The organism is Pseudacidovorax sp. (assembly GCF_017991995.1).
In the GTDB taxonomy this organism is placed as follows: Bacteria; Pseudomonadota; Gammaproteobacteria; order Burkholderiales; family Burkholderiaceae_C; genus Xenophilus.
This window is the reverse complement of sequence record NZ_JAGOPN010000003.1, coordinates 314,678-336,529: the sequence shown is the minus strand read 5'-3', so window position 1 is coordinate 336,529 and position 21,852 is coordinate 314,678. Positions and strand designations below refer to the sequence as shown.

The following is a 21,852-nucleotide window of genomic DNA, read 5'->3' as shown; positions in this document are numbered from 1 at the left end:
GGGTGGGACGAAGCCGGTTCGGCTGGACGAATCCGACGGGACGAAGGCTGTGCCCGGAATCCCGGGCCAGTGAAGCCATTGGGCGGCCCGAAGATGAAGGCCAACTGATGGCCTCGGTGCGTGTCAGCGTGGCGGGAAGTCCACGATGGCCGAGAGCCCCTGCCCGTCCAACCCTTCCTCGAAATGCAGCCGCGCCCCGTGCAGCGCCGCGATGCGCGCCACGATGGACAGGCCCAGCCCGTTGCCCGGCTGGCCGCTGCCCAGCACGCGGAAGAAGCGCTCGCCCAGCCGCCGGCGCTGCGCAGGCGGCACGCCGGGCCCGTCGTCGCGCACGGCCAGGCGCGCGCCGCCGCCAGGCAAGGCGGTGCTTTCCACGCGGATGCGCGTGTCGGGGCCGCCGTAGCGGCGGGCGTTGTCGATCAGGTTGCGCACCAGCGTGGCCAGCAGCGCTGGATGGCCGACGATGACCGGAACCGACAGTGCCGTCCCGACGCGCACAGTGTCGGCAGGCGCCGCGCCGGGGCCGCCACGGCCCGGCCCGGCGCCGGCCAGCGCCTCGTCCACCAGGGGCGCCAGCGACACCGGCTCGACCGCCTCCAACGTCTTCACCGGGTCCAGCCGCGCCAGCGCCAGCAGGCTTTCGACCAGCTGCGTGCTGCGGTCCACGTCGGCCCGCAACTGCTGCGCTTCCTCCGCCGGCAGGTGGCCTTGGCGGGCGAGCAGTTGCACGCGGTTGCGCAGGGCGGCCAGCGGCGTGCGCAGCTCGTGCGCGGCGTCACTGGTGAAGCGGCGCTCGTTTTCCATCGCCATCCCCAGGCGGGCCAGCAGGCCGTCCAGCGCGCCGAGGATGGGACGCAGCTCCTGCGGCATGCCTTGCGCGTCGACGGGCGTCAGGTCCTGCGGCGACTTGGCGGCGATGCCGGCGGCGGCCGTCTCCAGCGGCCGCAGAAACCGGCGGATGGCGAACCAGCACACGGCCACCAGCAGCAGCAGCAGGCCCAACGCCGGCCAGGCCAGTCGCTCGGCGATGTCCTCCAGCAGGTCCAGTCGCTCCTCCCAGGGCTGGCCGACCTGGGCCTGCAGACCGGTGGCGGGGTCGCGCCGCACATGCACGCGCCAGTAGTGGCCGTCCACCCGCACGTTGTAGTGCTCGTCGTCACCCGCGAGTTGTGCGACGAAGGGCGTCGCCGGCGCGTCCTTGCCACGCTGCAGCACGCGGCCGTCGGGCGACACCAGCTGGTAGTAGATGCGCAGGCGCAACCCATCGCTGCGCGCGCCGGCCGCCGCCGTGGCGGGCTCGCGGCCCAGGCGCAGCACGAGCTGGGCGCTTTCCTCCAGCGCCTCGTCGAAGGTCTCGCTCACGCCATGCCAGGCCACCTGGATGACGATGGCCAGACTGACCAGCCAGACCACCACGCTGGCGGCCACGACGGTGGCCAGCAGGCGGCGGCGCAGGGACCAGGGGCGGTCCGCCCTCATGCGGGCGCCAGGCCGTAGCCCTGGTTGCGCACCGTCGTGATGAAGCCGCTGCCCAGCTTGCGCCGCAGGTTGTAGATGTGGACCTCGATGGCGTTGCTTTCCACCTCTTCGCCCCAGCCGTAGAGCGCCTCCTCGATCTGCGCGCGGCTGAGGATGTGGGTGGGTCGGCGCATCAGCGCTTCGAGCACGGCGAACTCGCGCGCCGTCAGCGACACGGGGGCGCCGTCCCGCGTCGCGCGCTTGGCGACCGGGTCGAGCGTGACGCCCCCATGCTGCAGCACTGGCGTGGGCTGCCGGGCTTCGCGCCGCAGCGCCGCGCGCACACGGGCGGAAAGTTCTTCGAGGTCGAAGGGCTTGACCAGGTAGTCGTCGGCGCCCAGGTCCAGGCCTTCGACGCGGTCGGCCAGGGTGTCGCGAGCGGTGATGAGCAGGACGGGCAATGTGGCGCCACGGGCGCGCAGGGCCTGCAGCACGCCGTCGCCATCGAGCCCGGGCAGGCCCCGGTCGAGCAGCACGCACTGGTAGTCGTGCGTGGCCAGCGCCGTCACGGCCTGGTCGCCGCGCAGCAGCCAGTCCACCGCGTGGCCATCCATCTGCAGCCACGACTGCACGGTGGCGCCCAGCGAGGCATCGTCTTCGACCAGCAGGATCCGCATGGAGGCAGCCTAGGGTCCGAGGATGAAGTGAATCTGAGGCCCGTCACGCCCCGTCGACGGCGAAGGCATCGTCCTGCCGCGCCGCCAGCGCCTGCAGCAGCGCGGTGACCGCGGCATCGGCGGGCCGGGCCGCGGGCGGCGACTCCAGCATGCGCGCCAGGGTGCCGGCGTGCGGCAGCATCGGGCCCAGGAAGTGCACGCCCTGCGGCCCCGCCAGCAGCAGCGTGGGAAAGGTCTCGACGTCGAATTCGTCGGCCAGGTCGGCATGGTCCTCCACGTCGACCCAGGCGAAGCGCAGCTGCGGATGCGTGCGCTGGGCCTCGGCGAACAGGGGGCGGTAGTCACGGCAGGTGCCGCACCATTCGGCGCACAGGCACACGGCCCAGGTGGAATCGGCTGCGGGGGCGTCGGTCACGGTGCGGGCGTCAGGGTCTTGGGAAGGGGCTTTGGCCACGGAAAAGGCCGTCGCTATTATGGGCAACGCCCTCCGAGGCGACAGGAGACTGCGATGAATCCCTCCCCCGCCGCCACGCGCACGCCGGCCGGTGCCGCCGTCGATCCGCGCCAGTTCTCGAGCTTTGCCGAGTTCTACCCCTTCTACCTGAGCGAGCATGCAGACCGCACCTGCCGGCGCCTGCATTTCATCGGCTCCACGCTTGCGCTGGCCAGCCTGGCGGTGCTGGTGGTCACGGCCAACCCGTGGTGGCTGCTGGGCGCGCTCTTCGCGGGCTATGGCTTCGCCTGGGTCGGCCACTTCGCCTTCGAGAAGAACAAGCCGGCCTCCTTCAAGCGGCCGCTCTACAGCTTCATGGGCGACTGGGTGATGTACCGGGACATCTGGGCGGGGCGCGTCAAGCTCTGATCGGGACAGCGCAGGGAAGCCGCCCGAACGCGGCCGCGGACACTCAGGTGCCCACACCACCCGCCAGCGGGATGCCTTCGGCAGAGCCCGGCGAGCGCTCCGACGCCAGCGCGTCGGCCAGCGTCAGGCGCGCCAGCGGGGCCCGCTCCCACATCGGCTCCAGCACCGGCTTGCGAGGCAGGAGCAGCGCCTCGACCATCGGCGCCAGCGGCGTGACGGACGGGTCGACCAGCAGCACGTAGCGCGGATCGCCGCTCGCCGGCTCCTCGGCCAGCGGCGCCACCCAGTCGAGCGATACCAGCGCCTCGATGACCGGGGCCAGCTGCAGCACGTCGGCCCGCAGACGCTTGGCCATCTCCTGCACCCCCATCCCGCGCGCGGGCCCCTTGCGGGCCTGGGCCAGCAGGCGAAGCGCCTCGATGCCGAGCTGCATGGGCCAGCCCGGCCGACCACCGCGCCGGGCCACGCCAGACAGCAGGATCGGCAAATAGGCCGCGATCACCGCACCCAGCAGCACGATCACCCAGGCGGTGTAGATCCAGATCAGCAGGATGGGCGCGGTGGCGAAGGCGCCATAGAGCACCGAGTACGTGGGCACGAAGCTCAGATACCAGGCCAGCACCCGCTTGGCCACCTCGATGGCCGCCGCGACGAACAGGCCACCCGCCCAGGCATGGGCCCAGCGCACCTGTGTGTTCGGCACATAGTGGTAGAGCGAGGCCATGCCCAGCGCCAGCAGCAGGAACTCCGCCCCATCGAACAGCCAGCGCAGGTTCAGCCCAGACTCGCCGATCAGCCCGCGCGAGGCACTGAACACGTAGGCCGTGGTCGACAGGCTCACCGCCAGCAGCAGCGGGCCCAGCGTGATCGAGGCCCAGTAGATCAGCACCCGCTGCGCCAGGGGCCGCGGCCGCTGCACCCGCCAGATGCCATTGAGCGTCTTGTCGATGGTCAGGATCAGCGCGATGGCCGTGATCAGCAGCACCCCGAGGCCCACGATGCCCAGCCCGCTGGCCGCACCGGCGAACTGCGTCAGGTAGCCCAGCACCTGGCGCGCGATGTTCTCGGGGATGAGGCTTTGCACCAGCCAGCGCTGCAGCCGGTCCTGCAGCGTGGCGAAGATGGGGAAGACGGTAAACAACGCCAGTGCCACCGTGAAGAAGGGCACCAGGGCGATGGTGGTGGTGAAGGTGAGGCTGCCGGCCGTCAGGGCCAGCCGATCGTCGCGGAACCGCTCGCCCAGCACCGCCGCGGTGCTGCGCCACGGAAAGCGCGTGAGATCCCTCCAGAGCCGATGGCGAATCATGCTGGGTATCATGCCACCGCCTTTCGACACCCCCGCCGCGCCCGTCTGCCGCGGCCTCTTTTCCTCCCCCCGGTTTGAACACGTCCTCCGCCCCTCCCTCGGCCTCCGTCGTCGCCACGCGCGTGCTGGCGGTGGGCTGCCTGCTGGGGCTCATCGGGCTGGGCCTGGCCTGGGAGCTCTGGCTGGCGCCGCTGCGCCCCGGCGGCAGCTGGCTGGCGCTCAAGGTGCTGCCCCTGCTGGTTCCGCTGGCGGGGCTGCTCAAGTGGCGCCTGTACACCTATCGCTGGCTGAGCCTGATGATCTGGCTCTATTTCACCGAAGGCGTGGTGCGCGCCTGGAGCGACACGCTGCCGACGAGCCGCGCCCTCGCGGGCATCGAGATCGCGCTGTGCCTGCTGCTCTTCGTGGCCTGCGCCTGGCATGTGCGCCTGCGGCTGCGGGCCGGCCAGCGGATGCGCGCTGCCGATCCATCGACTTCCTGAAACCATGACAACCCCTGCCCTGATCGAATCGCTGCGCGCCATCGTCGGCGCCGCCCATGTGCTGACCGACGGCGACCTCACCGCCTACGAACAGGACTGGCGCAAGCGGGCCCGCGGCAAGGCGTTGGCCGTCGTGCGCCCCGGCAGCACCGCCGAGGTGGCGGCCGTGGTCAAGGCCTGCGCCGCCGCCGGCACGGCCATCGTGCCCCAAGGCGGCAACACCGGCCTGGCGGTGGGCTCCATCCCCGACGAGAGCGGCAGCCAGGTGGTGCTGAGCCTGGCGCGCATGGCCGGCGTGCGCGAGATCGACGCGGCCAACCTCACCATCACCGTGGAGGCCGGCTGCGTGCTGCAGGTGCTGCAGGAAACGGCGGCCAAGGCCGGCTTCCTGTTCCCGCTGAGCCTGGCCGCCGAAGGCAGCTGCACCATCGGCGGCAACCTGGCGACCAACGCGGGCGGCACCCAGGTGCTGCGCTATGGCAATGCCCGCGAGCTGTGCCTCGGCCTGGAGGTGGTGACGGCCCAGGGCGAGGTGTGGGACGGCAGCAGCGGGCTACGCAAGGACAACACCGGCTACGACCTGCGCGACCTGATGGTCGGCAGCGAAGGCACGCTGGGCATCATCACGGCCGCCACGCTCAAACTCTTTCCGCAGCCGGCGGCGCGGCTCACGGCCTGGGCGGCGGTGGGCTCCTTCGAGGACGCCGTGCAGCTGCTGGGCCAGGCCCAGCGGCACCTGGGCGCAGGCCTGACGGGCTTCGAGGTGATGGGCCGCTTCGCCCTCAGCCTGGTGCGCCGGCACATGCCGCAGCTGCGCGTGCCCTTCGCCGACGAGGCGGGCGACGGCCATCCCTACTTCGTGCTGCTGGAGAACTCCGACAGCGAATCCGAGGAACACGCCCGCGCCCGCTTCGAATCGCTGCTCGAATCGGCCTTCGAATCCGGCTCCGTGGCCGATGCCGTGGTGGCCGAGAACCTGTCGCAGGCGCACGAGCTCTGGCACATCCGCGAGAGCATTCCGCTGGCCCAGGCCGAGGAGGGGCTCAACATCAAGCACGACATCTCATTGCCGGTGTCGCGCATCCCGGCCTTCTGCGCCGAGACCGACGCCCTGCTGGCGCGCGAGATTCCGGGTGTGCGGCTGGTCAACTTCGGCCACCTGGGGGATGGCAACCTGCACTACAACGTCCAGGCGCCCGCCGAAGGCGATGCCAAGGCTTTCCTGCGCGAACAGGAGAAGCGGGTGAACGAAATGGTCTACGCCCAGGTGCAGAAGTTCGGCGGCTCCTTCTCGGCCGAGCACGGCATCGGCAGCCTGAAGGTCCAGACGCTCGAACAGCACAAGTCGCCGGTGGCGCTGGGCATGATGCGTGCCATCAAGTCGGCGCTGGACCCACAGGGCCTGCTCAATCCGGGCCGGGTCCTGGCCGCCTGAACGCCTGCGCGACCCGGAGCCTGGGACACTCCTGCATGCCCCATGCCGTCGCCCGCCTGCGTGCGGACCGTCTCGCGCGCAGCACCAAGCCCTTCATGGCGCGCGGCGGCTTCAAGCGCGAGCGTTGTCCGGCCTGCCGCCTGGTGCCCAGCCACTGCATGTGCGCCCTGCGGCCGGCGCTGGCCGTGCGCGCGGGCGTGTGCCTGCTCATGGCCGACATCGAGCCGCTCAAGCCCACCAACACAGGCTGGCTGGTGGCCGACGTGGTGCCCGACACCTTCGCCTTCGGCTGGACGCGGACGCAGCCCGACCCGGGCCTGCTGGCGCTGCTGCGCGACCCGCAATGGCAGCCGCTGGTGGTGTTTCCCGGCCAGTACGCCGCGCCCGAGCGTGTGGTCGAAGCCGTGCCTCCGGCTGCGGCGGCGAACGGTGAGGACGGTCGGCGCCCGCTCTTCGTGCTGCTGGACGCCACATGGACCGAGGCGCGCAAGATGTTCAGACGCAGCCCGTACCTCGATGCCTTCCCGGTGCTGAGCCTGTCGCCGACCAAGTCGTCCCAGTACCGCCTGCGCCAGACCTGCCACGAGCACCACCTCTGCACCAGCGAGGTCGCAGCGCTGTGCCTCGAACTCGCCGACGAGCCGCTGGCGGCCTGCGTGCTCGACGCCTACCTGGACGTCTTCACCCATCACTACTTGCAGGCGAAGAACCAGCAACCGGTCGACCCGGACGGCAGCGCCCGGCAACGGCTGCGCGCACTGTCATCAGCGCCGACCACTGATCCCGGCGCGGGCGACGCGCGCCCGGAGGGCGCCTTCTAGAATCCGGCCTGCTTTTGCGACCGCCCCATGACCCGCGCCGACACCCACCCCATCCGCTCCCAGTACGAAGACTTCATGCGCCATGTGGACACGCATGGCGTCTTCAAGAGCGACCGCACCGGCACCGGCACCAAGAGCGTGTTCGGCCACCAGATGCGCTTCGACCTGCGCGAAGGCTTCCCGCTGGTGACCACCAAGAAGGTTCACCTCAAGTCCATCATCCACGAGCTGCTGTGGTTCCTGGCCGGTTCGTCCGACAACAACTGGCTGCGCGAGCGCGGCGTGACCATCTGGGACGAATGGGCGCGCGAGGACGGCGACCTCGGCCCGGTGTACGGCGTGCAGTGGCGCAGCTGGCCCACGCCCGATGGCGGTCACATCGACCAGATCGCCCAGGTGGTCGAACAGCTCAAGACCAACCCCGACTCGCGCCGCATCATCGTCAGTGCCTGGAACGTGGCCGAGCTCTCGAAGATGGCGCTGATGCCCTGCCACGCCTTCTTCCAGTTCTATGTGGCCGAGGGGCGCCTGTCGTGCCAGCTCTACCAGCGCAGCGCCGACATCTTCCTTGGCGTGCCCTTCAACATCGCCAGCTATGCGCTGCTGACCCACATGCTGGCGCAGCAGTGCGACCTGGAAGTCGGCGACTTCATCTGGACCGGCGGCGACTGTCACATCTACAGCAACCATGCCGAGCAGGTGGCGCTGCAGCTCTCGCGCGAGCCGCGGCCCTACCCGACGCTGCGCATCAAGCGCCGGCCGGCCAGCATCTTCGACTACCAGTTCGAGGACTTCGAATTCGAGGGCTACGACCCGCACCCGGCCATCAAGGCGCCGGTGGCGGTCTGATCCAGGCGCTGCCATGTCGAAGGGCCGCCTGAACCTGATCTACGCCCGCGCCGCCAACGGCGTCATCGGCCGGAACAACGCCCTGCCCTGGCACCTGCCCGAGGACATGGCGCACTTCCGCACGCAGACCCGCGGCTGCCCGGTCATCATGGGCCGCCGTACCTGGGATTCGCTGCCGCCGCGCTTCCGGCCGCTGCCGGGCCGCACCAACATCGTCGTCACGCGGCAGGCGGCCTGGCAGGCCGAGGGCGCCGTGCGCGCACACAGCCTGGCCGAGGCCATCGCCGCCGCCGGCGATGCGCCGGAACTGTGGGTGATCGGCGGGGCCCAGCTCTACGCCGAGGCCGCGCCCATGGCCCGGCGCGCCGTCGTCACGGAAATCGACCGCGACTACGAGGGCGACGCCTTCGCGCCGGTGCTCGATGCCGGCTGGAGCGAAACGGCGCGTGAATCACACGTCAGCTCCGCGCTCGAGGGGTTGCGCTTTGCCTTCGTGACCTACGAGCGGGGCTGAGCGGCCGCCCGGCGTCCGCTGCGTCCGCCGATGAAACTCAAGCACCTCGAGGTCTTCCACGCCGTCATGCTGACGGGCAGCGTGAGCGCCGCCGCGCGGCTGCTGCATGTGACGCAGCCAGCTGCCACGCAGACGCTGCAGCATGCCGAGCTCCAGCTGGGCTATGCCCTCTTCACGCGGCAACGCAACCGGCTGGTGCCGACGGCCGAGGCGCAGGCACTGTATGCGGAGGTGCAGCCGCTGATGGCACAGCTGGAGCGGGTGCGCCGCGTCGCGCTGGCGCTCGGACGCGACCAAGGTACGCCGCTACGGGTGCTGATCGTGCCCTCGCTCGCGGTGCGGGCGCTGCCCGATGCGCTGGCCGTCTTCAAGCGCCGCCATCCCGAGATGCCGGTCACCATCCGCACCCTGCATTCGCGCGAGATCGCGCAGGCCATGGCGCTGCACGAGGGCGACGTGGGCATCGTCTACGGCAGCGCGCCGCATCCGGCACTGCACGAGGAGGCCATCGCGAGCGGCCGGCTGGTGTGCGTCTCGCGGGTGGACCATGCCGGGGCCGACACCCGCGCCACCGTGGCGCTGGACGAGGTGCTGCGCAGCCCCATCATCCGCATCGACGAGCGCGACCCCATCGGCACCATGCTGGCCGAACAATGGTCGCGGCTGGGCGTGGCGCCCACGGGCGGCATCACGGTGCAGACGCACCACATCGCGCTGGTGCTGGCCGAACAGGGTTTCGGTCCGGCCATCGTCGACTCCTTCACCGCCCAGGCCCGGCGTGACGAGGCCCTGCATGTGCGCACGCTGCTGCCGGAGATCGCGGTGGAGGTGCGGGCGCTGCTGCCGCAAGGCGTGCGCTCGCCGCGGCCGGTGGCCGACTTCCTGAAGGCGCTGCGGGCCGTCACCGCCGAGCCTCGCTGAGCGGTCGGCTGTACCCACGCAGGGCCGGAAGGCCGGCAGGACCGGGCAGCGGCGGGCTCGTCGACGCGGGCGGGATCAGGCCGACGCCTTCTGCCGCACCGGTTCACCTGCGCGTTGTGCCAGCGCCCAGGCCACCGTGGCCCGCGCCAGGGCGGCCGTTGCATCGATGACCGGCAACCCGGCACGAGCGGCATCGAGCACCAGCGGAATCTCGGTGCAGCCCAGCACCAGGATGCGCGCGCCGCGGTCGGCCAGGGCCTGGGCGGCCTGACGCAGGCAGGTTTCGCCCTGTGCCAGATCGCCGGCCTTGATGGCCTGGATGCCTGGCACCACCCACCGTGCCAGTTCGTCCGGCGTCGGCATCTGCCAGTGGACGGAGGCGCCGGCGCGCCGGACGTACAGGCCCGACGCCAGCGTGGCCGGCGTGGCCAGCAGACCGAGCGCGGCCCCGGGCGGGGCCTGCCGCACAGCCTCGTCCAACGCGACATCCACCAGGTGGAGCATCGGCAGGCCGAGCGCGGCCTGCAGCGGCTCGAACCACAGGTGCGCCGTGTTGCACGGCATGACCAGCAGCCGAACGCCCGCATCCGCCAGCCGCCTGGCGCTGTCCACGAGCGCAGGCAGCGGCGACACGCCCTCGCCCAGGAAGGCGGCGGTCCGGTCGGGAATCTGGGGGATGGAGCTGACCAGCAGCGGCAGGTGATCCTGGTCGCAGCGGGCGGGCGTCGCGGCCAGCACCTTGTGCATGAAGTCCAGGGTCGCGAGCGGCCCCATGCCGCCCAGGATGCCGATGGGGGCCAGCGAGGGCGTGTCGCCGCCAGCCTCGGGCGCGGTCATCGTCGGCAAGGAGGCGGCAACAGGCATGGACCGATGCTAGGTGGCCGCCCGAGGCCGCGGCCATCGCGTCTGCGGCGGCAGCCATCAGCACGGCTTATGGTCTTCGTCATCCCCAAACGCACGTCGGACCGCGAAAATGCGCGCGATGAATGCAGACCCCCTGCGCCCGCGTGTCTACCTGGCGGGCCCGGACATCTTCCGGCCCGACCATCCGGCCGTGTTCCGCGAACTCAAGCGGCTGTGCAGCGCCTGCGGCCTGGAAGGCGTGGCGCCTTCCGATGCCCACATCGACCTGGCCGGTGCCGTGGGCGACGACGAGCAGGCCCGCCGCATCTACCAGGGCAACATCGACCTGATCCACAGCTGCAGCGGCGTGATCGCAAACCTGCAGTGCTTCCGCGGGCTGGAGCCCGATTCGGGCACGGTCTTCGAGGTCGGTTTCGCCATCGCGCTGGACAAGCCGGTGGTCGCCTACGGCGTGCCGGCGGGCAGCTATGCCGACCGGGTCCAGGCCGCACGGCCCTGCGGCACCGACAGCCACGGCGTGCTGCGCGAGCAGGCGGACGGCACCGAGGTCGAGGGCCGGGAACAGCGGCTGAACCTGATGCTCACGGGCGCCACGCCCTTGGCCGAGGACGCCGCCAGCGCGATCCGGATGCTCGCCCGTCTGCTGGGGGCCGGCGCCCCATGAGGCCCGGCGCCGCGGCAGGCGCACGCCACTGGCGCAGGCTGTGCCTCGGCGCGCTGCTGTGGCTGGGCCTGGCGGCCTGGGCCGTGGCGCAGGGCATCGTCCCCTCGCCGTCCGAGCGACTGGCGCCCGCGGCCATCGGCCGCCAGGCCGGCGGTCTGCCCCTGGCCTGGCACCTGCAGGTGCTGGACGACACCAGCCGCACGCTCACGCTCGACGAGGTGCGCCGGCCCGAGTGGCAGTCGCGTTTCATGTTGCCGGAGGATCCGCTGCGGGGCCGCGAGGCCGATCGGGTGCTGTGGTTCAAGTTCCAGCTGCGGCTGGCCGATCCGGCCGACGCGCCGCAGGAATGGCTGCTGCTGGTCCCTTCGGTCTCCACGCACGAGATGCGGTTCTACGGCCCCTTCGCGCCCGACGGCCATGCGCTGGCCGAGCCCGTGGTGACGGGCATGCGGCATCCCTGGCGCACGCGCCAGGCCTCGTCCGAACAGATGGCCTGGCGCTTCCACCTGCCCGACGCGCAGCCCTATACGGTCTATGTGCGGGCGGAATCCACCTTCGCCCGCGTCTACGACATGCGCGTCTGGCGCACCGCCGATTACCTGGAATCCACCCAGGACAAGCGCATGTTCGACGGCATCAGCTACGGCATCCTCATCGGCCTGCTGGTGTACGGCCTGGTGCTGCTGCTGGTCTTCGGCGAGGCCATCTACGTCTACTACCTGCTGTCCTGCCTGTGCGCGCTCGGTGCCATCGCCGGCTTCAACGGGCACCTGCTGCGCTACCCCTTCGCCAACTGGCCGGCAGCGGCGGGCGTCTCCTACACGCTCATGCCGGCGTTGTGGGCGATCTGCAAGCTGCAGTTCGGGCGACGGCTGCTCAACCTGCGGCAGTTTGCGCCGTGGCTCGACCGGCTGGTGGTCGCCCTGCTGGCTGCGCTGGGCGTGGCCGCCGTGTACGGCCTCTTCGGGCCGCATCCGCTGCTGACCTTCAACCTGGTGCAGGCGTCGGTGGTGCTCGCCTCGGCCGTCCTGCTCGCCGGCGCGATCGTGGCGGGGCGGCGCCGCTACTGGCCCGCAGTGCTGTACTGCGTGGGCGTGGCCCTGCTGCTGCTGACCGTGGGGGCCATCGTCTTCGCCAGCTGGGGATTGATCGACTGGAAGCCCGGTCACATGAACCTCACGCAAGGTGCGCTGGTGCTCGAACTGGTCGTGTTCGCCGTGGCAGCCGCTTCGCGCCTGCGGCTGGTGCTGCGCTCGGAACAGGCGCTGGCCGCCCACAACCTGGAGCTGGTGGACGCCTTGCGGACCGACTCGCTCACGGGCGTGGCCAGCCGTGCCGGCCTGGAGGTGCAGGCCGATCGGTGGCTGCGCGAGGGGCGCCCCTTCGCCGTGCTGCTGCTGGATCTGGACGGTTTCAAGGCAGTGAATGACCGCCACGGCCATGCGGCCGGCGACGCCGTGCTCGCGGCGCTGGCCGGCCGCCTGCGCGAGTCGGTGCGCGACTCGGACCTGGTGGCCCGCCTAGGCGGCGACGAATTCGCCTTGCTGGTCGCGGGCGATCCCCATCGCGATGCGCTTGCCGCCCTGGCGCAGCGCCTGCTCGGCCAGGCCGCCCTGCCCGTGGACTGGGAAGGCCAGGGCCTGCGCGTCGGCATGAGCATCGGCATTGCCTGCCGCCCGCAGGACGGCGACAGCCTGGACGCACTGCTGCGCGCCGCCGACCGCGCGATGTACCACAGCAAGCAGCAGTCGCACGCGCCCGGATTCAGCTTCGCGGGCGACATGTCCGCGCCCTGAAAGCACAAGGCCCGGACATGCCGGGCCTTGTGGGAGGGTGGCGCCGCCGGCCTTGGGGCCAGCGGCGGCGCCGGGGTTCAGCGCTCGATGGTCAGCGCCACGCCCATGCCGCCGCCGATGCACAGCGAAGCGATGCCCTTCTTGGCATCGCGGCGGGCCATCTCATGCAGCAGCGTCACCAGGATGCGGCAGCCGGAGGCGCCGATCGGGTGGCCCAGCGCGATGGCGCCGCCATTGACGTTGACCTTGCTGGTGTCCCAGCCCATTTCCTTGTGCACGGCGCAGGCCTGGGCGGCGAAGGCTTCGTTGATCTCCAGCAGGTCCAGGTCGGCGGCCTTCCAGCCGGCGCGCTCCAGCGCCTTCTTCGAGGCCGGCACCGGGCCCATGCCCATGATGGCCGGGTCGAGGCCAGAGGTGGCGAAGCTGGCGATGCGGCCCAATGGCGTCAGGCCCAGGGCGGCAGCCTTCTTGGCGCTCATCACCACCACGGCGGCGGCGCCGTCGTTCAGGCCCGAGGCATTGCCCGCCGTGACGCCACCGGCCTTGTCGAAGGCGGGACGCAGGCCGGCCAGGCCGTCGGCGCTGGTCTTGCGGTTGATGAACTCGTCGGCGTTGAAGACCACCGGGTCACCCTTCTTCTGCGGGATGTTGACGGCGGTGATCTCGTCCTTGAACTTGCCCGCGTCCTGGGCGGCCGCCGCCTTCTGCTGGCTGGCCAGGGCCAGTTCGTCCTGGGCAGCGCGGCTGATGTCGTACTGCTTGGCCACGTTCTCGGCCGTGATGCCCATGTGGTACTGGTTGTACACGTCCCACAGGCCGTCCACGATCATGGTGTCGACCAGCTTCCAGTCCCCCATGCGCTGGCCGTTGCGGGAGTTGGGCAGCACGTGCGGCGCCAGGCTCATGCTTTCCTGGCCGCCGGCCACCACGATCTCGCTGTCGCCGGCGTTGATGGCCTGGGCGGCCAGCATCACGGCCTTCAGGCCCGAGCCGCAGACGGCATTGATGGTCAGGGCCGGCGTCTCCTTGGCGCCGCCGCTCTTGAGCCAGGCCTGGCGGGCCGGGTTCTGGCCGGCACCGGCGGCCAGAACCTGGCCCATGATCGCCTCACCCACCTGGCCGGCCTCGACCTTGGCACGGGCCAGGGCTTCCTTGATGACGATGGCGCCCAGCTCGGTGGCCGGGATGCCGGCCAGCGAACCGCCGAACTTGCCGATGGCGGTGCGGGTGGCCGAGACGATGACGATGTCTTCCATGGTGCTCTCTCTTCAGTGAAATCGTTGGGAAGGAAAAGGGATCAGGCCTTGGCCTTGACGTAGCGGCCCGGCGCCGGCTCGATGGCCTTGTAGGCCGCGCCGTTGCCATAGGCCTTGGGTGCGGGGACCTGCTTGCCGGCATGGCGCTTGAGCCAAGCGTCCCAATCGGTCCACCAGCTGCCCGGGTATTCGGTGGCGCCTTCCAGCCACTCGGCATGCGTGGGCGGAAAGCTGTCGTCCTCACGCAGCCAGTGGCTGCGCTTCTTCTTGGCGGGCGGATTGATCACGCCGGCGATGTGTCCCGAGGCGCCCATCACGAAGCGCATCGGCCCCGACAGCAATTGCGTGGTGGCATAGGCGCCGCCGATGGGCACGATGTGGTCCTCGCGCGAGCCGTAGATGTAGGCCGGGATGTCGATGCGGCCCAGGTCCACCTTCTCGCCGCAGACCGTGACCGCGTCCTTGTCGGCAAGCTTGTCTTCGAGGTAGGTGTTGCGCAGGTACCAGGCGTACATGGGGCCCGGGAGGTTGGTGGCGTCGCTGTTCCAGTACAGCAGGTCGAAGGGCGGCGGCGATTCGCCCTTGAGGTAGTTGCCCACCACGTAGTTCCAGACCAGGTCGTTGGGCCGCAGGAAGCTGAAGGTGGCCGCCAGGTCGGCGCCGGGCATCAGGCCACCCTGGCCCATCTGCATCTCGCGGAAGCGCACGAAAGCCTCGTCGATGAAGACGTCAAGGATGCCGGTGTCCTCGAAGCGCAGCAGCGTGGTCAGGAAGGTGACCGAGGCCGCCGGCTTCTGGCCGCGCGCCGCGAGCACGGCCAGCGCCGTGCCCAGGATGGTGCCGCCCACGCAGAAGCCCAGCACGTTGATCTTGCCGCCGCGCTTGTCCTGGCCGCTGATGGCCTGTACGGCGCCGATGGCGGTGATGGCGCCCTTCTCGATGTAGTCGTCCCAGGTGGTGTGGGCCAGCGACTCGTCGGGATTGCGCCAGCTGACGACGAAGGTGCGGTGGCCCTGCTCGACGGCATGGCGCACCAGGGAGTTGTCGGGCTGCAGGTCGAGGATGTAGAACTTGTTGATGCACGGCGGCACCAGCAGCAGCGGACGCTCGTGCACCTTGTCGCCCAGCGGCTTGTATTCGATGAGCTGGAACAGCTCGTTCTCGAACACCACGGCACCTTCGGTGGTGGCCACGTTGCGGCCCACCTCGAAGGCGCTCTCGTCCGTCATGCTGACATGGCCCTGGCGCATGTCGTGCATGAGGTTCTGCATGCCGCGGGCGATGCTCTCACCTTGGGTCTTGAGGGCTTTCTGCTGCGCCTCGGCATTGAAGGCCAGGAAGTTGCTGGGCGCTGAAGCCGCCATCCACTGCTCGACCGCGAAGCGCAGCCGGGCCTGGGTCTTGGCGTCGGCCTCGACCGCCTCGGTCATGGCCAGCAGGGTGCGGGCATTGAGCAGGTAGGCCGCGGCCGAAAAGGCGGCCATGGGATTGGCGGCCCAGCCTTCGCCCGCGAAGCGCTTGTCGCCCGGCGGCGGCACCGACAGGCCCTGGCGCCACAGGGCACCGGCCTCTTCCACATACTGCTGCTGGATGGCCTGCAGGCGACCCGGGTCGAAGGAGAAGCGCGGCAACTCGGGCTGCGCGGCGCCGCCGAAGCTGCCGCCATTGCCGAGCTGGCCGAAGGCGCTCATCGCCTTGCCCCAACCATCGGTCAATGCCTGCTGAAACGGCCCGAACATGGCGTTCATCTGGGCCTTCGCGTCTTGCTGGTTCATGGAGTCTCCGGTGCCTCACCTGACGGATGGTCCGGCGGAGTATCCTGCATTTTCGAGACCCCTCTTCCCCCGGAAAGCCTACCTCTAAAGCCGACCCGTGTTCCTCCATCTCGTCGTGATCGCCTGGCTCTACGTGGCCGTGATGATGGCCGTGGCCGAGGCCACGGCCACCAACGGCAGCCTGCTCGGCGCCATCGTCACCTTCGTGCTGTACGGGCTGCTGCCCATGGGGATCGTGGGCTACATCCTCGCCACGCCGGCGCGGCGTCGGGCCCGGCGCGCGCGGGAGGCCGCGGCAGAGGGGGCGAACGCGCGGCCCGTGCAGCCGGGCGCTTCAATCCCGCCAGATGAGGGCCGCGAAACGGCCACTGACGCGCCCATCGCGCCGGTACGAAAAGAAGACTGAGGGATTGCCGACGGTGCACCAGGCGGCGCTGCCGTCGTTGCCATGCACGTCCCGCACGCCCAACGCGGCCAGGCGGCGTCGCGCCAAGGCCGGCAGGTTCGCCAGCCATTTGCCCTCGGCGGCACCCGGCACGAAGCAGGCGTGAGCGCCTTCGTCGCGCGCCAGGAAGGCCACGCGGACCTCGGGCCCCACCTCAAAGGCGGTCGGACCGATGCAGGGCCCGAGCCAGGCCAGCAATTCGCTGCCAGCTTCGAAAGCAGCGCAGGCACTGTCGAGCACGCCTGCGGCCAGGCCGCGCCAGCCGCAATGGGCGGCGGCCACCCGCCGGCCCATCGCATCGGTCAGCAGCACCGGCAGGCAGTCGGCCACCATGATCGTGCAGGCGATGCCGGGCTCGGCGGTCGTGCAGGCGTCCGCCTCCAGGCCGTCCGGGCTGGCTGCGTCCAGCGGCGCGCAGGCCGTGCCATGCACCTGCTGCAGGTAGACGGGGCGCACGCCGGCGGCCTCAGCCAGCCGGGCGCGGTTCTCGGCCACCGCCGCCGGGTCGTCACCCACATGCGTGCCCAGGTTCAGGCCCGCCCAGCCGCCACCCTGCGCGCTGCCGGACACGCCGCCGTCGCGCGTGGTGCACAGGGCGCGCACGCCAGGCGGCGCCGGCCAGTCGGGGCAGATCAGTTGCATGCCCGCGCTACGGCCGTCGATCCGAGGCTCATTCCGCGTCCGGACACTGCGACGGCTGCGCAGCCTGGAAGGTCGGCAGTTCCATGCAGGCGTCGTACGCCGCCATGGTGCGCGGCAGGCCCGACAGGTCGCTGTCGAAACGGCGGGCATTGAAGATCTGCGGCACCAGGCAGCAATCGGCCAGCGTGGGCGTGTCGCCCCAGCAGAAGCGGCCAGCGGGCGAGGCGGCCAGCTGGCGCTCGAAGGCCACCAGTCCGTCGCGTACCCAATGGCGGTACCAGTCGTTCTTGGTGTCTTCGCTCAGCTTGAGCTCGCGCACCAGGTACTTGAGCACGCGCAGGTTGTTCAGCGGATGGATCTCGCAGGCGATGGACTGGGCCAGCGCACGCACATGGGCGCGGGCGGCCACATCGCGCGGCAGCAGGGCCGGCTCGGGGTGCAGCTCGTCCAGGTACTCGATGATCGCCATGGACTGCGAGAAACGCTGGCCGTCGTCCGTCTCCAGCAGCGGCACCAGCTGGTCGGCCGAGATCTGCGCATACGGCGCGGTCTTGTGGTCGCCACGGGCGATGTGCACCGGCACGTAGTCATACGGCAGGCCCTTGAGCTGCAGGGCGATGCGCACGCGAAAGGAGGCCGAGGAGCGAAAGTAGTTGTGCAGCTTGATCATGGTCGGCGAGCATACGACGGCGCCGCCTCTGGCACACTGCGCCCTTCCCCTCCTCCAACCTCCCAAGAGCAGTCTCCATGGCTTCCCAGGATTTCGTCTTTGCGCCGGCACCGGTGGTGTCGGTTCCCGTGGCGGGCAGCGCCGCGCGCTTCCCGATCCATCGCATCTACTGCGTCGGCCGCAACTACGAGGAGCATGCCAAGGAGATGGGCTTCACCGGCCGCGAGCCACCCTTCTTCTTCATGAAGCCGGCCGATGCGGCCGTGGTGGTCGACGCCGGCACCACCGGCACCGCGGCTTACCCCACCCTGACCAAGAACCTGCACCACGAGATCGAACTCGTGGTGGCCATCGGCACCGGCGGCAAGAACATCGCCGCGGCCGATGCCCACAAGCACATCTTCGGCTACGCCGTGGGTCTGGACATGACCCGCCGCGACCTGCAGAACGACATGAAAAAGCAGGGCCGTCCCTGGGACATCGGCAAGAGCTTCGAGCAGAGCGCGCCCATCGGCCCGATCGTGCCCAAGGCCGAGGCCGGCGATATCGAGAAGGCCGCCATCTCGCTGCAGGTCAATGGCGCCGACCGCCAGCGCAGCAACGTGAGCCAGCTGATCTGGAACATCGCCGAGACCATCGAGCACCTGTCGGCCGCCTGGGAGCTGCAGCCCGGCGACCTGATCTATACCGGCACGCCCGAGGGCGTGGCCGCGGTCGTGCAGGGCGACCTGCTGGAGGGCGAGGTGGCCGGCCTGCCGCGCCTGTCGGTCCGCATCGCCTGATCGGCCACCGAGGAGCCGGCGCCCCATGTTCGAACGCCCCCGTATCCGGCACTGCAAGGCCTGCGGCACCGCGGTGGTCTACCGCGTGCCCGACGACGGCGACACGCGCGAGCGCGCCGTCTGTCCGGCCTGCGGCACCATCCACTACGAGAACCCGCTGAACGTGGTGGGCACGGTGCCGGTGCTGGGCGCGCGCGTGCTGCTGTGCAAGCGCAACATCGAGCCGCGCTGGGGCAAGTGGACACTGCCGGCGGGCTTCATGGAGCTGGGCGAGACCACCGCCGACGGCGCCGCCCGCGAGACGGTCGAAGAGGCCGGGGCGCAGTTCAAGATGGGCGAGCTCTTCGCCCTCATGAACGTGATGCGCGTCGGCCAGGTGCACCTGTTCTACCTGGCCGAGCTGCAGAGCGATCGCTTCGACCCTGGCCACGAGACCATCGAAGCCCGCCTGTTCGAAGAGGACGAAATCCCCTGGGACGAGATCGCCTTTCGCACCGTGCGCGAGGCGCTGCGCTGCTTCTTCGAGGACCGGCGCGCCGGCCGCTTCCAGTTCCACACCCTGGACATCCAGTGATGCGCGCACCGTTGCTCCTGCCCCTGCTGCTGTTGGCCGGTGCCGGCCTGGCCCACGCCCAGAACACCAAGGTCGGCGAAGTCAGCACCGCCTTCAAGCTCATCGGCCCGGACCACAAGGTGGTGGTCGAGGCCTATGACGATCCGAAGGTCACGGGCGTGACCTGCTATGTCTCGCGGGCGAAGACCGGCGGCCTGTCGGGCGCCGTGGGCCTGGCCGAGGACAAGGCCGAGGCCTCGATCGCCTGCCGACAAGTCGGGCCCATCGCCATCGCCAATCCCCTGCCGCAGCAGGAAGAGGTCTACAGCGAGCGGCAGTCGATCCTGTTCAAGCGACTGCGCGTGGTGCGCATGGTCGACGCCAAGCGCAACACGCTGGTCTACCTCACCTATTCCGACAAGCTGATCGACGGCTCGCCCACCAATGCGGTCACCGCCGTGCCGGTGGACCGGGGCACGCCCATCCCGCTGAAGTAAGGCCCCGCGGCGATGGCGACGTCGTCCCCCGCCCGCGCCGTCCGCGAGCTCTACCAGGCGCTATGGCGTCATGCCGCGGGCGTGCGCACGCACCTGGTGGGCGCGACGACACTCATCTCGGCCTCGCAGCTCATCCGCCTGACCCTGCCATGGCTCGCCGGTCGCGCCATCGACACGCTGCAGCGCGGCGACATCGCCGGCTCGGGCCGCTGGATCCTGCTGCTGCTGGCCATCTACCTCGTCTCGTGGATGCTGCACGGCCCCGGCCGCGTGCTGGAGCGCAACGTGGGCCTGCGCGTGCGCGAGCGAGTGGCCGACCAGCTCTATGCCCGCATCGCCGCCGCGCCGCTGGTGTGGCGCGATGGCCACCATTCCGGCGAACTGCAGCACCGCGTGCACCAGGCCAGCCGCGCGCTGTCGGACTTCACCCAGAACCAGTTCGTCTACGTGCAGAACGCCTTCAGCTTCATCGGTCCGCTGGTGGCCCTGGCGCTGCTGGCGCCGGCCAGCGGGCTGATCGCGCTGGCGGGCTTCGTCGCCATCGCGGTCGTCATCGTGCGTTTCGACCGCACGCTGATGCAGCTGGCCCGCGCCGAGAACGATGCCGACCGGCGCTATGCCGCCGCGCTGTTCGATTTCATCGGCAATGCCGGCACGGTGATCGGCCTGCGGCTGCAGGCGGCCTCGCGCCGGCTGCTCGGCCGGCGCATGGGCGCGGTGTCGGCGCCGCTCAAGCGGGCCGTGGTGGTCAACGAGGGCAAGTGGTTCACCGTCGACCTGCTGGGCCTGGGCCTGACCTGGGCGCTGGTCATGGAGTACGTGTGGCAGAACCGCGTGCCCGGCCAGCCGGTGATGCTGGGCACCGTGTTCATGATCTACCAGTACGCGCAGCAGGCCGCGTCCGTCGTGGGCTCCATGGCGGCCAACTTCCAGAGCTTCGCGCGCATGCACACCGACTGGGGCAGTGCGGCCCCCATCTGGGCTGCGCCGGGCGATCCATCGCAACCCGTGCCGCCGGTGGACGGGCAAGCCGCCTGGGCGACGCTTTCGCTGGAGGCGATGCAATGGCGCTATGCCGATGGCAGCCGCGGCCATGGCCTGCAGGGCATCGACCTGCAGTTGCGGCGCGGCAGCCGGGTGGCGCTGGTGGGCCCGAGCGGCGGCGGTAAGAGCACGCTGCTGCGCGTGCTGGCCGGACTGTATGCGCCCCAGGCCGGCACGCTGTTGCGGGACGGCCGCCCGGCCGATTGGGCCAGCCTGCGCCAGATGGCCACCCTGATTCCGCAGGAGGCCGAGGTCTTCGAGGCCAGCGTGCGCGAGAACCTGGACTTCGGCGACGCCCGGCCCGACGCCGAGCTGCAGGCCGCCGCCGCGGCCAGCGCCTTCGATGAAGTGCTGGCTCGCCTGCCGCAGGGCCTGGACAGCCCGCTCACCGAGCGCGGCTTCAACCTTTCCGGCGGCCAGCGTCAGCGCCTCGCCCTGGCGCGCGGCGCGCTGGCTGCGGCCGGCAGCTCCCTGCTGCTGCTGGACGAGCCCACCAGCGCCCTCGACGCCGCCACCGAGGCCCAGGTGCTCGACCGCCTCTCGGCGGCATTCCCGCACGCCTGCGTGGTCGCCTCCATCCACCGGCTGGCCCTGCTCGGCCGCTTCGACACCGTCGTGCTGATGGAGGCCGGGCGGGTGGCCGACGCCGGTCCGCGCGAGGCCGTGCTGGCCCGCCACCCGGCGCTCGCGGCGCAGGTCGCCGGTGCCTCGGCCTGAGAACATCCCGGCATGCGTCACGCACGCTCCCGAACCGCGCGACGCTGAACCCTCGGCCCGCCAATCGCTCCAAGCGCCCCATGTTCAATCCCATTTCATTGCTGCGCCCCCGCCCGCGGCCGCCGCGCCCGCTGTCGGCGGGCTGGGCCGCCCTGCTGGGCGGCAGCCTGATGCTCGCGGCCAGCCTCGCCATGGCCGCCCCGGCCAGTCACACGCCGGCCAAATCCTCGAAACCCGCCGCGTCCAAGCCGGCCGCCTCCAAGTCCAGGCAGGCCGCGCCGGCACGCAGCGCCGGGCGGGCCAAAACCGCGCAGGCCACCCGCGGGACCAGCGCGCGCGGCCGTCCAGCCCCCGGCAAGAAGGGCCGTTCGGTCGCCCGCCGCGCCGCCCCGGCCGCGGCCGGCGCTGCCGCCCTGAGTGCCACGCCCGGCGAGATGCCGCGCTTTGCCGCGCCAGCACCCGGCGCCGTGCTCCAGGCCTTCGATGGCGAGCAGAACAAGGGCGTCGACATCGCCGGCCATGCCGGCGATCCGGTGGCCGTGGCCGCCGACGGCAAGGTGGCGTTCGTAGGCACCGAGCTGGCGGGCTACGGCCGCACGGTGATCGTGGAGCACGGCGGCCAGGTGATCAGCGCCTATGCCCATGTGCGCAACATCCGCGTGCGCGAGCAGCAGATGGTCCGCCAGGGCGAGGTGATCGCCGAGATCGACGACGGCGATGCGGGCGAAGAAAGCCGCCTGCACTTCGAGATCCGACGCCAGGGTGTGGCGGTCGATCCGCAGCTGTACATGTCGCGCTGACACGTCCCTCGGGCGCCCGGCG

General features: G+C 70.8%; 24 protein-coding genes. 15 read left to right on the top strand and 9 right to left on the bottom strand.

Translation table 11 applies throughout. The features are described 5' to 3' along the window. Window positions 1-123: 123 nt before the first annotated feature. From KBC94_RS06155 to KBC94_RS06145, 3 genes are read right to left on the bottom strand one after another with little or no spacing between them, the layout of a single operon-like run. Window positions 124-1,479, bottom strand: a complete 1,356-nt coding sequence (locus KBC94_RS06155) for a sensor histidine kinase (RefSeq protein WP_294367474.1) — start codon at window positions 1,477-1,479, stop codon at window positions 124-126. Beyond that, window positions 1,476-2,135 (bottom strand): response regulator transcription factor, encoded by a 660-nt coding sequence (locus KBC94_RS06150; RefSeq protein ID WP_294367472.1) that lies wholly within the window; start codon window positions 2,133-2,135, stop codon window positions 1,476-1,478. Before KBC94_RS06150 ends, KBC94_RS06155 begins: the two co-directional genes overlap by 4 nt. A 43-nt stretch (window positions 2,136-2,178) precedes the next feature. Then, on the bottom strand, window positions 2,179-2,550 hold the full coding sequence (locus tag KBC94_RS06145; protein WP_294367470.1) for a thioredoxin family protein: 372 nt from the start codon (window positions 2,548-2,550) through the stop codon (window positions 2,179-2,181). A gap of 93 nt (window positions 2,551-2,643) precedes the next feature. On the opposite strand from KBC94_RS06145, the gene KBC94_RS06140 reads away from it, so the two are divergent. Next, window positions 2,644-2,997, top strand: a complete 354-nt coding sequence (locus KBC94_RS06140; RefSeq protein ID WP_076510521.1) for a DUF962 domain-containing protein — start codon at window positions 2,644-2,646, stop codon at window positions 2,995-2,997. 43 nt (window positions 2,998-3,040) lie between these two features. On the opposite strand, the gene KBC94_RS06135 is transcribed toward KBC94_RS06140, so the two are convergent. Next, the gene (locus tag KBC94_RS06135; RefSeq protein WP_294367466.1) at window positions 3,041-4,315 is read right to left on the bottom strand and encodes a YihY family inner membrane protein; all 1,275 of its coding nucleotides are present in this window, start codon (window positions 4,313-4,315) and stop codon (window positions 3,041-3,043) included. Window positions 4,316-4,377: 62 nt separating this feature from the next. On the opposite strand from KBC94_RS06135, the gene KBC94_RS06130 reads away from it, so the two are divergent. Genes KBC94_RS06130 through KBC94_RS06105 form a run of 6 tightly spaced genes read left to right on the top strand, consistent with a single transcriptional unit; the run spans window position 4,378 to window position 9,325 of the window. Further along, window positions 4,378-4,785, top strand: coding sequence for a DUF2069 domain-containing protein (locus KBC94_RS06130; RefSeq protein ID WP_294367464.1), 408 nt, complete (start codon window positions 4,378-4,380; stop codon window positions 4,783-4,785). 4 nt (window positions 4,786-4,789) lie between these two features. Then, window positions 4,790-6,220 (top strand): FAD-binding oxidoreductase, encoded by a 1,431-nt coding sequence (locus tag KBC94_RS06125; RefSeq protein WP_294367463.1) that lies wholly within the window; start codon window positions 4,790-4,792, stop codon window positions 6,218-6,220. A 35-nt stretch (window positions 6,221-6,255) separates the two neighbouring features. Then, the gene (locus KBC94_RS06120) at window positions 6,256-7,041 is read left to right on the top strand and encodes a tRNA-uridine aminocarboxypropyltransferase (RefSeq protein ID WP_294367461.1); all 786 of its coding nucleotides are present in this window, start codon (window positions 6,256-6,258) and stop codon (window positions 7,039-7,041) included. A 27-nt stretch (window positions 7,042-7,068) separates the two neighbouring features. Beyond that, on the top strand, window positions 7,069-7,890 hold the full coding sequence (locus tag KBC94_RS06115) for a thymidylate synthase (RefSeq protein WP_234196576.1): 822 nt from the start codon (window positions 7,069-7,071) through the stop codon (window positions 7,888-7,890). 13 nt (window positions 7,891-7,903) lie between these two features. After that, on the top strand, window positions 7,904-8,404 hold the full coding sequence (locus tag KBC94_RS06110; RefSeq protein ID WP_294367458.1) for a dihydrofolate reductase: 501 nt from the start codon (window positions 7,904-7,906) through the stop codon (window positions 8,402-8,404). Window positions 8,405-8,434: 30 nt separating this feature from the next. Beyond that, complete coding sequence (locus KBC94_RS06105; protein ID WP_294367456.1) at window positions 8,435-9,325, top strand: LysR substrate-binding domain-containing protein; 891 nt, start codon at window positions 8,435-8,437, stop codon at window positions 9,323-9,325. 75 nt (window positions 9,326-9,400) lie between these two features. Here the strand turns inward: KBC94_RS06105 and KBC94_RS06100 are convergent, their stop codons facing one another. After that, a complete protein-coding gene (locus KBC94_RS06100) occupies window positions 9,401-10,189 on the bottom strand; it encodes an amino acid racemase (RefSeq protein ID WP_294367454.1) in 789 nt (262 codons plus the stop codon). Window positions 10,190-10,307: 118 nt separating this feature from the next. Between KBC94_RS06100 and KBC94_RS06095 the strand changes: the two genes are divergently transcribed. Together KBC94_RS06095 and KBC94_RS06090 are read left to right on the top strand one after the other, a co-directional pair. Next, the gene (locus KBC94_RS06095) at window positions 10,308-10,853 is read left to right on the top strand and encodes a nucleoside 2-deoxyribosyltransferase (RefSeq protein ID WP_294367452.1); all 546 of its coding nucleotides are present in this window, start codon (window positions 10,308-10,310) and stop codon (window positions 10,851-10,853) included. Further along, window positions 10,850-12,649: a diguanylate cyclase gene (locus KBC94_RS06090; RefSeq protein WP_294367450.1), complete on the top strand. Its 1,800-nt coding sequence runs from the start codon at window positions 10,850-10,852 to the stop codon at window positions 12,647-12,649. Before KBC94_RS06095 ends, KBC94_RS06090 begins: the two co-directional genes overlap by 4 nt. A gap of 77 nt (window positions 12,650-12,726) precedes the next feature. On the opposite strand, the gene KBC94_RS06085 is transcribed toward KBC94_RS06090, so the two are convergent. Both KBC94_RS06085 and phaC read right to left on the bottom strand, forming a co-directional pair. Next, window positions 12,727-13,905, bottom strand: a complete 1,179-nt coding sequence (locus KBC94_RS06085; protein WP_294367449.1) for an acetyl-CoA C-acetyltransferase — start codon at window positions 13,903-13,905, stop codon at window positions 12,727-12,729. A gap of 41 nt (window positions 13,906-13,946) precedes the next feature. Next, on the bottom strand, window positions 13,947-15,680 hold the full coding sequence (phaC, locus tag KBC94_RS06080; RefSeq protein WP_294367448.1) for a class I poly(R)-hydroxyalkanoic acid synthase: 1,734 nt from the start codon (window positions 15,678-15,680) through the stop codon (window positions 13,947-13,949). Window positions 15,681-15,822: 142 nt separating this feature from the next. On the opposite strand from phaC, the gene KBC94_RS06075 reads away from it, so the two are divergent. Next, on the top strand, window positions 15,823-16,086 hold the full coding sequence (locus tag KBC94_RS06075; RefSeq protein WP_294367633.1) for a hypothetical protein: 264 nt from the start codon (window positions 15,823-15,825) through the stop codon (window positions 16,084-16,086). Here KBC94_RS06075 and pgeF read toward each other — a convergent pair. Both pgeF and maiA read right to left on the bottom strand, forming a co-directional pair. Then, entirely contained in the window at window positions 16,015-16,767 is a 753-nt protein-coding gene (pgeF, locus tag KBC94_RS06070) for a peptidoglycan editing factor PgeF (RefSeq protein WP_294367446.1), read from the bottom strand. The two genes, KBC94_RS06075 and pgeF, sit on opposite strands and share 72 nt — an antisense overlap. A gap of 28 nt (window positions 16,768-16,795) precedes the next feature. Beyond that, entirely contained in the window at window positions 16,796-17,434 is a 639-nt protein-coding gene (gene maiA, locus KBC94_RS06065; RefSeq protein ID WP_294367631.1) for a maleylacetoacetate isomerase, read from the bottom strand. An 80-nt stretch (window positions 17,435-17,514) separates the two neighbouring features. Between maiA and KBC94_RS06060 the strand changes: the two genes are divergently transcribed. The 5 genes from KBC94_RS06060 to KBC94_RS06040 all read left to right on the top strand — a co-directional run bounded on the left by KBC94_RS06060 (window position 17,515) and on the right by KBC94_RS06040 (window position 21,830). Then, window positions 17,515-18,219, top strand: a complete 705-nt coding sequence (locus KBC94_RS06060) for a fumarylacetoacetate hydrolase family protein (protein ID WP_294367445.1) — start codon at window positions 17,515-17,517, stop codon at window positions 18,217-18,219. A gap of 25 nt (window positions 18,220-18,244) precedes the next feature. Next, window positions 18,245-18,793, top strand: a complete 549-nt coding sequence (locus tag KBC94_RS06055) for an NUDIX hydrolase (protein WP_294367444.1) — start codon at window positions 18,245-18,247, stop codon at window positions 18,791-18,793. Next, a complete protein-coding gene (locus KBC94_RS06050) occupies window positions 18,793-19,269 on the top strand; it encodes a CreA family protein (protein WP_294367443.1) in 477 nt (158 codons plus the stop codon). Before KBC94_RS06055 ends, KBC94_RS06050 begins: the two co-directional genes overlap by 1 nt. 12 nt (window positions 19,270-19,281) lie before the next feature. Then, entirely contained in the window at window positions 19,282-21,030 is a 1,749-nt protein-coding gene (locus KBC94_RS06045; protein ID WP_294367442.1) for an ABC transporter ATP-binding protein, read from the top strand. A gap of 80 nt (window positions 21,031-21,110) precedes the next feature. Beyond that, complete coding sequence (locus KBC94_RS06040; protein ID WP_294367441.1) at window positions 21,111-21,830, top strand: M23 family metallopeptidase; 720 nt, start codon at window positions 21,111-21,113, stop codon at window positions 21,828-21,830. Window positions 21,831-21,852: the final 22 nt, after the last annotated feature.

Coding starts and splice junctions, on each gene's coding strand:
- KBC94_RS06155 (WP_294367474.1), bottom strand. CDS start 1,479: ATGAGGGCGGACCGCCCCTGGTCCCTGCGCCGCCGCCTGCTGGCCACC.
- KBC94_RS06150 (WP_294367472.1), bottom strand. CDS start 2,135: ATGCGGATCCTGCTGGTCGAAGACGATGCCTCGCTGGGCGCCACCGTG.
- KBC94_RS06140 (WP_076510521.1), top strand. CDS start 2,644: ATGAATCCCTCCCCCGCCGCCACGCGCACGCCGGCCGGTGCCGCCGTC.
- KBC94_RS06135 (WP_294367466.1), bottom strand. CDS start 4,315: ATGATACCCAGCATGATTCGCCATCGGCTCTGGAGGGATCTCACGCGC.
- KBC94_RS06125 (WP_294367463.1), top strand. CDS start 4,790: ATGACAACCCCTGCCCTGATCGAATCGCTGCGCGCCATCGTCGGCGCC.
- KBC94_RS06120 (WP_294367461.1), top strand. CDS start 6,256: ATGCCCCATGCCGTCGCCCGCCTGCGTGCGGACCGTCTCGCGCGCAGC.
- KBC94_RS06115 (WP_234196576.1), top strand. CDS start 7,069: ATGACCCGCGCCGACACCCACCCCATCCGCTCCCAGTACGAAGACTTC.
- KBC94_RS06110 (WP_294367458.1), top strand. CDS start 7,904: ATGTCGAAGGGCCGCCTGAACCTGATCTACGCCCGCGCCGCCAACGGC.
- KBC94_RS06105 (WP_294367456.1), top strand. CDS start 8,435: ATGAAACTCAAGCACCTCGAGGTCTTCCACGCCGTCATGCTGACGGGC.
- KBC94_RS06100 (WP_294367454.1), bottom strand. CDS start 10,189: ATGCCTGTTGCCGCCTCCTTGCCGACGATGACCGCGCCCGAGGCTGGC.
- KBC94_RS06095 (WP_294367452.1), top strand. CDS start 10,308: ATGAATGCAGACCCCCTGCGCCCGCGTGTCTACCTGGCGGGCCCGGAC.
- KBC94_RS06090 (WP_294367450.1), top strand. CDS start 10,850: ATGAGGCCCGGCGCCGCGGCAGGCGCACGCCACTGGCGCAGGCTGTGC.
- KBC94_RS06085 (WP_294367449.1), bottom strand. CDS start 13,905: ATGGAAGACATCGTCATCGTCTCGGCCACCCGCACCGCCATCGGCAAG.
- phaC (WP_294367448.1), bottom strand. CDS start 15,680: ATGAACCAGCAAGACGCGAAGGCCCAGATGAACGCCATGTTCGGGCCG.
- KBC94_RS06075 (WP_294367633.1), top strand. CDS start 15,823: ATGATGGCCGTGGCCGAGGCCACGGCCACCAACGGCAGCCTGCTCGGC.
- pgeF (WP_294367446.1), bottom strand. CDS start 16,767: ATGCAACTGATCTGCCCCGACTGGCCGGCGCCGCCTGGCGTGCGCGCC.
- KBC94_RS06060 (WP_294367445.1), top strand. CDS start 17,515: ATGGCTTCCCAGGATTTCGTCTTTGCGCCGGCACCGGTGGTGTCGGTT.
- KBC94_RS06055 (WP_294367444.1), top strand. CDS start 18,245: ATGTTCGAACGCCCCCGTATCCGGCACTGCAAGGCCTGCGGCACCGCG.
- KBC94_RS06050 (WP_294367443.1), top strand. CDS start 18,793: ATGCGCGCACCGTTGCTCCTGCCCCTGCTGCTGTTGGCCGGTGCCGGC.
- KBC94_RS06045 (WP_294367442.1), top strand. CDS start 19,282: ATGGCGACGTCGTCCCCCGCCCGCGCCGTCCGCGAGCTCTACCAGGCG.
- KBC94_RS06040 (WP_294367441.1), top strand. CDS start 21,111: ATGTTCAATCCCATTTCATTGCTGCGCCCCCGCCCGCGGCCGCCGCGC.